At 64.2% G+C, this 3,199-nt stretch carries 3 protein-coding genes and 1 pseudogene; 2 read left to right on the forward strand and 2 right to left on the reverse strand.

The annotated features are described in order from the left end of the window. On the reverse strand, positions 1-109 hold a 109-nt coding region (locus Q0O99_RS17425), incomplete at its 3' end, for a proton-translocating transhydrogenase family protein (protein ID WP_293753241.1). A 2-nt stretch (positions 110-111) separates the two neighbouring features. Beyond that, a complete protein-coding gene (locus Q0O99_RS17430; RefSeq protein ID WP_293753239.1) occupies positions 112-1,242 on the reverse strand; it encodes a Re/Si-specific NAD(P)(+) transhydrogenase subunit alpha in 1,131 nt (376 codons plus the stop codon). A 235-nt stretch (positions 1,243-1,477) separates the two neighbouring features. On the opposite strand from Q0O99_RS17430, the gene bchI reads away from it, so the two are divergent. Next, a complete protein-coding gene (gene bchI / locus Q0O99_RS17435) occupies positions 1,478-2,503 on the forward strand; it encodes a magnesium chelatase ATPase subunit I (RefSeq protein WP_293753240.1) in 1,026 nt (341 codons plus the stop codon). After that, a pseudogene (locus Q0O99_RS17440) lies at positions 2,500-3,199 on the forward strand (hypothetical protein); the annotation flags it as partial. The gene bchI and the pseudogene Q0O99_RS17440, both read left to right, overlap by 4 nt.

A 3,199-nucleotide genomic window follows, 5' to 3' on the forward strand; every position in this document is an offset into this window, starting at 1 on the left:
TCACCGCCATCAAAGGCGTGTGCAAAGCGGGGGTGACGTTCCAGACCACGTGGTAACCCACATAAATGGCCAGCACAAAAATAATGAGGTTGGTGACGGTGTGGTCCATGCTTATTTCCTTTTGACCTCGCCGCCTTGTGTCATCAAACACGCGGCCACGATGTCGTCTTCCATGTCGATGTGCAATGCACCATCTTTGTTCACAACGAGCTTTAAAAAGTCCAGCACATTGCGGGCGTACAGCGCCGAGGCGTCTGCGGCCACGCGCGCGGGCAAATTGGTGTCGCCCACCAAGGTCACGCCATGCTTGACCACGGTTTGGTCCGTCTCGGTGAGCGGGCAGTTGCCACCCACGCCGTTGGCACCTTTGCCGGCCGCCAAGTCAACGATGACCGAGCCGGGCTTCATGCTCTTGACCATCTCTTCGGTGATCAACACCGGCGCAGCGCGTCCAGGGATCAAGGCGGTAGAGATGACCACATCGGCCAAGGCGACACGTTTGGCCACCTCGGCTTTTTGCCGGTCCAGCCAGCTTTGCGGCATGGGACGGGCATAGCCGCCCACGCCTTCGGCGGCTTCTTTTTCTTCGGCGGTCTCATAAGGCACATCGATGAACTTGGCACCGAGTGACTCGACCTGCTCTTTCACGCTGGGGCGAACGTCAGAGGCTTCGATCACCGCGCCCAAACGCTTGGCCGTGGCAATGGCTTGCAAACCGGCCACACCCACGCCCAAGATGACCACGCGGGCGGCCTTCACCGTTCCGGCAGCGGTCATCAGCATGGGGAAAAAGCGCTGGTATTGGTTGGCCGCTTCCATCACCGCCTTGTAGCCCGCGATGTTGGCTTGCGAGGACAGCACGTCCATGCTTTGCGCACGGGTGGTGCGCGGTGCGGCTTCCAGGGCAAAGCTGGTGAGGCCAGCGGCGGCGATGCGCTGCAAGCCTTCGGCGTCAAACGGGTTGAGCATGCCGACCAAGGTGGCACCGGGCTGGGCCAGCGCCAATTCCGCCGCGCTGGGTGGTCGCACCTTGAGCACCAAGGGGCAGGCCCAAGCTTGGGCGGCATCGGTGATCTCGGCGCCAGCGGCAGCCAGGGCTTCGTCGGTGGCACTGGCGGCCACGCCGGCCCCCGACTGGATACGCAGGGTGTGGCCAGCGGCCTTGAGTTTTTTCACCGTCTCTGGCGTCACAGCCACGCGGGTTTCGCCTGGCAGGGTTTCTGCAGGCACGCCAATCAGCATGAAGATCTCCTTTGGACAGGCCCATCAACGCAGGCCCAGGACAAGAAATAAGGGTGCATAAGCTTACCCGAGTTTGCCCCAGCGACTGGGGCCGGCTGACGCCGGCGTTGCAGTGGGGGTTTTCAGGGCTGACGCGGGGCCGATCAGCCATTAAACTGTCCACTTGGGTTGACATCTTTGCAGGCTGTCTTGGCCGGTGTTGACCCCCACTGATTGCCCCAGCGGCACAACCACCATGGCCCTGCCTTTTCCTTTTTCAGCCATCGTCGGTCAAGAAGAGATGACCTTGGCGATCCAAATCGTCGCTGTCGACCCGAGTGTGGGCGGTGTCCTGGCCCTGGGTGACCGCGGCACCGGCAAGTCCACCGCTGTGCGTGCCCTGGCCGATTTGCTGCCCCCCATCCAAGTGGTTGAAGGCTGCGCTTACGGCTGCGACCCCAAAGACAAAAACGCCCGCTGCGAAGCATGCGCCAGCCTCAAAGCCGGCAAAAAAATCAAAGCCATCACACGCCCCGTGCCGGTGGTCGACCTGCCCCTGGGTGCGACCGAAGACCGGGTGGTCGGCGCGCTCGATTTGGAGAAAGCCCTGTCCCAAGGCATCAAATCATTCGCACCAGGCCTGCTGGCCCAGGCCCACCGCGGCTTTTTGTACATCGACGAGGTCAACCTGCTCGAAGACCACTTGGTCGATTTGCTCATCGACGTGGCCGCGTCCGGCGAAAACCTGGTCGAGCGCGAAGGCCTGAGCGTGCGCCACCCCGCGCGCTTTGTGTTGGTCGGCAGCGGCAACCCCGAAGAGGGTGAATTGCGCCCACAGTTGCTGGACCGCTTTGGTCTGTCGGTGGAAGTGCGCACCCCGCAAGACCTGGACCTGCGGGTGCTGGTGGTCAAACGGCGCGACGCCTTTGAGCGCGACCCCCAAGGCTTTCGCGAGCAGTGGGAACCGGCCAATGCGGCGCTGCGCGAGCGCATCTTGCGCGCCCGCGAACTGCTGGGGCGCAGCAAGGTCAGCGACGCCATGCTGCGCTTGTGCGCCCAGCTGTGCCAACAACTGGGCACCGACGGCCTGCGCGCCGAATTGACCCTGTTGCGCGCCACCCGCGCCTATGCGGCCTTGAACAAGCAAACCACCGTCAAGCCCGAGCACTTGCGCGCTGTGGCCCCCTTGGCCCTGCGCCATCGGCTGCGGCGCAACCCGCTTGACGACACCGGCTCGGGCGCGCGGGTGCAAAAAGCCCTGACCGAGGTGCTCGGGGCATGACCTCGGGGGAGGCGGCGCCAGTGGCCCCGCCCGGGGCGCAGCGCTGGCACGACGCGGTCAAAGCCCTATGGGCGTTTGCCCTCGACCCAGTGTTGCTGGGCGGCGTTTGGTTGCGCGCCCCGCACGGGCCTGTGCGCGAACGTTGGTTGGCCGAAATGGCCGCGCTGGGTGGGCCCGGTGTGCGCATCCCCACCCATGTGGACGACGAAAGGCTGATGGGCGGGTTGGACCTGTCGGCCAGCCTGCGCAGTGGCAGCACCGTGGCCCAATCGGGCTTGCTCAGCCGCGCCCATGGGCACTGGGTGGTGCTGCCCATGGCCGAGCGCATGCGTGCCGAAACACTGGCCCGCCTGGTGCAAGCGCAAGACCGCGGCGAGGTGCACGCCTTGCACGTGGGCAACCAAGCCGCCCAATCCTGCGCCTTTGGCGTGGTGGCGCTGGATGAGTCGCTCGATGACGAGCCCCCCTTGACCAGCGCCTTGTGCGACCGCTTGGCGCTGTGGCTGGACCTGCGCGATGTGTCATGGGCAGATGTAGGCCATCGCGCCCTGGGCACTTCGCCTTGGGCCAGCGACCACGACCACGACCACGACCACGACAACACAACTGCTTCTGCTTCTGCTTCTGCTTCTGCTTCTGCTTCTGCTTCTGCTTCTGCTTCTGCTTCTGCTTCTGCTTCTGCTTCTGCTTCTGCTT

The organism is Limnohabitans sp. Rim8, assembly GCF_945901735.1.
Lineage (GTDB): Bacteria > Pseudomonadota > Gammaproteobacteria > Burkholderiales > Burkholderiaceae_C > Limnohabitans_A.

Excerpts from the sequence above, each read along its gene's own strand:
- Q0O99_RS17430 (WP_293753239.1), bottom strand. The coding sequence starts at position 1,242 with ATGCTGATTGGCGTGCCTGCAGAAACCCTGCCAGGCGAAACCCGCGTG.
- bchI (WP_293753240.1), top strand. The coding sequence starts at position 1,478 with ATGGCCCTGCCTTTTCCTTTTTCAGCCATCGTCGGTCAAGAAGAGATG.